Origin of the sequence: Lysinibacillus sp. UBA6686, from assembly GCF_002455205.1 — a bacterium.
Taxonomy (GTDB): domain Bacteria; phylum Bacillota; class Bacilli; order Bacillales_A; family Planococcaceae; genus Lysinibacillus; species Lysinibacillus pakistanensis.
This window is the reverse complement of record NZ_DKJS01000076.1, coordinates 95,332-99,192: the sequence shown is the minus strand read 5'-3', so window position 1 is coordinate 99,192 and position 3,861 is coordinate 95,332. Positions and strand designations below refer to the sequence as shown.

Sequence of the window (3,861 nt, the reverse complement as noted above, 5' to 3'; positions counted from 1 at the left end):
TTAGAATTATGAAATTAACTCACTTATGTAATATATGTAAATTATAGCATATAAAAAACTTCATCGTTTCAAACGCTTCAACAAACTAATGAACAAAACGAAAATAGAGCGATTATAATATCGCTCTAAAAAACTCATAAAATCCCATGTCCATCGGGATAGCCCAAATAAAAAATCCAAGTAGGGCAATCGGGCCAAGTAATAATTTATAAACCTTAGTTGGTAATACCTTTCCAAGTAAAATTCTATAAATTTCCAAAAAACCACTATTACAACAGGTAGTAATAATATAGGAGGAATGAAACAAAGTAGCCTTCCAATAAGGTATAAACCCGGAAATATGTCCAAAAACATATTCGTTGAATCACCTCTTTATGTATTTTGTAAATGATAACATAAAAAAGCTGCAGCGTCGTCACACGTTACAGCTCAAATTGGTTTAGCCCTTTAAGGTTCTCAAAAGTATTATATCACACCGTAGAAATGGCAAACCTATGACAAACTATCAATCTATAGCAAGCGAAGGCAACTGAATATAATGATATGTTCTACATCATCACTCAAACGATTAAAGAGTTCAAAAGGATGCATAACGAGTTCTCAAAAGCTTTTATATGGGCACAGCAAACCTATCAAAAATTGGGTAGCACAATACGGAGTAGGGGCAGCATTGCTAAAGGATTCTAAAGATAAAAGTAGGATGGAACTTAAATGTATTGAATCATTTGAAGAGAAGCGAAACCACCATTTATTGTGGAAGGCATGTCTTACAGAGAGATAGCTTTAGACAATGTGCAGAGACAAGTAGCTCAAGGAACCGAATAGGAATATGACCCTTTTAAATTGGTTTATTAATGAATTGTTTCCATACTATAACGGTTACTGAACCTACAAAGATACAAACAGCATATATAATACCGCTTATAGAACCCAAATACTCAAGTCCAAAAGGCAATAGGAAAGTTGCAATACCTACAATATAAGAGAAAATACCAAATAGCTTAGCAAGTTTATCTTTATCGCCAGTAAAACTTTCTTCTTGGTAACCTGCAATAAGCCACAATTTCTTTTTTATATGGATTTGATAGCCCATAAAAATGATACTTAAAGCAAGAACTATACAAGTAATAAATCCAACAATCATTTTAAGTCACCTCAGGTTTTGGTTCTAACAATTTTACGGTTGGAATAAAAAAAGGTTTCATATTTCTCAAAATTGAATAAAGGCGTAAAAATTAACGCTAAGTACATGCCCCATTAAAACAAAAAGGTAGTAAAGAGGTGCTAGAGGATTTTGAAAAAAGGAAAGGTGTCTCATATAAATGAAGACACCCAATGATAAATTAATCCCAAATATTAGGGACTGTAACTTTTGCAGTTCGTAAATAATCGAGTAATTGACCTGTATGAACTGATTCATGATAGGCAATTCTTAGCAACATATCTCCTAAGTCTCTTATGTACCCAACATCTGAACGGTCAATTTTAATAATTTTTAAATCTTCATCTGAAAATGATTTAATAGTTTCTATAAATTCATCTCTAAACTGTCCTGCAAAAATTAATTCATCCTCAACAGTGTTAAATGGTAGTTTTTCAAATGGAGATTCAAATACAGGAATACTCCCTTTATTTTTAATAGCCTGATGATAATAATATTCACTTTCTAGAACATGTCTAATCATTTCAATACAAGACATAGCTTCATCATCTGGTCGCCAATTTAATTTTTCTTGTGGGATTGACGTCCAAAGCTTAATACTACGTCTTCGCACTTCGTTGAAATTTAAAAGGATTAAATCGATTGCGTTCATTATATGCCCTCCACTAGTTAGTATATTTACAATTATATACGAATGTATGTTTGTTGGGAAATAGGTTTTTTTATAAATCTACTAAACTAATGTGTGAGGGATATTAGGGATAACGCATGCGATAAGTCCGGGTAATGCAAAAGGATGCTATCCCGAAGTAAAAATCATTACAATAAGATAAAACGTATGTAATCGGAAGTAATCAAATGTAGTGATTTAAAAATTGTCGTGACAAAAGTTGTGGAATTGAAAAAAGCCATGGTGGTCAACTAACGCCACAGCCTATATAAAGTGCGTGCGATACACTTAATAATAATGTGTGCAAATGAAGGTTACTTATACATTAAAAAAAGTCTTTACGTTATAGCTAAGATTAGATTGATGTTGGGTAGCTTAATTAAAAAAATAATTTCGTAGAATAAATTCAAATTGAAAAATCTTTAGTTAAGACTGAGGAAATGGTTTGCCAATTAAATATAAATTATTTTTCTGGATATTCTACAAGTAATGATACTGGTTCAAGCAGACCTTTACTTTTTAAATTACGGTATCAAGTTTGAATTCAAGCTTTCAATAATAAAATGTGAATGAAAACATTGGGGAAGTAACTAAGTACAAGATAGAGGTCGAGTCATTAGAATAATTGTAGAGAAAGAAATTGAAGCAATTATTACTTTGCTCATAAAAAACATTGAAAGACTAACAGGTCATTAAGAGAATGTAGGTATTGCCTAACTAGGTATGGGTTATTAATATGTAAAGCTAGGATAGCATAGTAGCAATTATTTTAGAAGATGAATACGTCAGCTATCCCAAAATCATTTTATTCAAGTAAAACAGGTGTCCTTTGAAATAAATCCTTCGTATAAAAGGCTTTTTATAAGCAGATTGTTCCGGTTTTTATACCAGTAGGACCGTTAAATCCAGGAATTGTATCGATTACTGTATTTGTAGCTATATCTATTACAGACACAGTATTATCCGCCTGATTTGTAACATATGCAAGTGTTCCGTTCGGTAAGATGGTTACTTGGTCAGGGGATGAACCTACAGGGATTGTAGCAATTACCGTATTAGTAACAACATTAATGACAGATACTGTGTTACTATTTTCATTTGTCACATAAGCAAATTGCCCACTTGGTGTGAAAACAATTGATCTTGGGCGGATTCCTACAGGGATAGTAGCAACAACGGTATTCGTAGCAGTATTTATAACTGAAACTGAATTTGAGTTTTCGTTTGCAACGTAAGCTAACGCACTATTCGGCGTGAAAGCTACGCCCTGAGGTTGGAGTCCTACTGGAATAGTAGTCGTCACGGTATTCGTAGCTGTATCTATAACAGACACAGTATTAGATCCATGATTTGCAACATATGCAAGTGTACCATTTGGTGAAACTGCAACACCAAGTGGGTTGACTCCTACCGGAATGGTAGCGACTACCGTATTCGTAGCAGTATCAAAAACCGTTACATTATTCGATAAGAAAGCTGTAACATATCCAAATGCTCCATTTGGTGTAATCGCTACTTCTAGAGGACCAGTCCCTACTGGAATGGTAGCGACTATAGTATTCGTAGCTGTATCAATTACGGATACCCTATTATCAGGAGTTACTAACTGTCCAGCGTCTGTAACATAAACGAGATAATTACAACTTGGTGGCACAGGTAAAAATGGTGGCTTGCAATGACAAGGGCAACAAAAACCACAACAATGACAATGACAACTTGGATTTGATTTGAACTTGATCTTTTTAAAATATTTGTGTTCTTTCTCCACTCTGTACACCCTTTCTATCATATATTGATACAATATGTATCGAACATGTAAATGGTTCAAATATACAAAGGGTTTAAGGGTAATTTTTAAAGTTGGTTCCCAAAACCCTTAGAATTTTAAAACAATTTAGGTAAAATTCAAAGGTTTCAGAACACAATTTAAATGTACTTTAATAAACATAGACAAAGGCCCTAAACCTGTTAGCCAAGGTTTTGAGCCTTAGTATGTGCGCCCGGCAAGCGTATGAACTATAGGGTGCAA

The 3,861-nt window shown here is 33.6% G+C and carries 2 protein-coding genes and 1 pseudogene; all 3 read right to left on the bottom strand.

The window, feature by feature from the left end; all coding sequences use genetic code 11:
- Positions 1-838 precede the first annotated feature (838 nt).
- A complete protein-coding gene (locus tag B2R82_RS20800) occupies positions 839-1,144 on the bottom strand; it encodes a DUF3784 domain-containing protein (RefSeq protein WP_286926822.1) in 306 nt (101 codons plus the stop codon).
- 199 nt (positions 1,145-1,343) lie between these two features.
- Positions 1,344-1,814 carry a DinB family protein gene (locus B2R82_RS20795; protein ID WP_286926821.1) on the bottom strand — a complete coding sequence of 157 codons (471 nt, stop codon included), beginning with the start codon at positions 1,812-1,814 and terminating at the stop codon, positions 1,344-1,346.
- Between the two features lie 877 nt (positions 1,815-2,691).
- Positions 2,692-3,513, bottom strand: a pseudogene (locus B2R82_RS20790) (beta-propeller fold lactonase family protein); the annotation flags it as partial.
- Positions 3,514-3,861 lie beyond the last annotated feature (348 nt).

What these genes read in the sequence shown, in the direction of transcription:
- B2R82_RS20800 (WP_286926822.1), bottom strand. Translation starts at nt 1,144, where the DNA reads ATGATTGTTGGATTTATTACTTGTATAGTTCTTGCTTTAAGTATCATT.
- B2R82_RS20795 (WP_286926821.1), bottom strand. Translation starts at nt 1,814, where the DNA reads ATGAACGCAATCGATTTAATCCTTTTAAATTTCAACGAAGTGCGAAGA.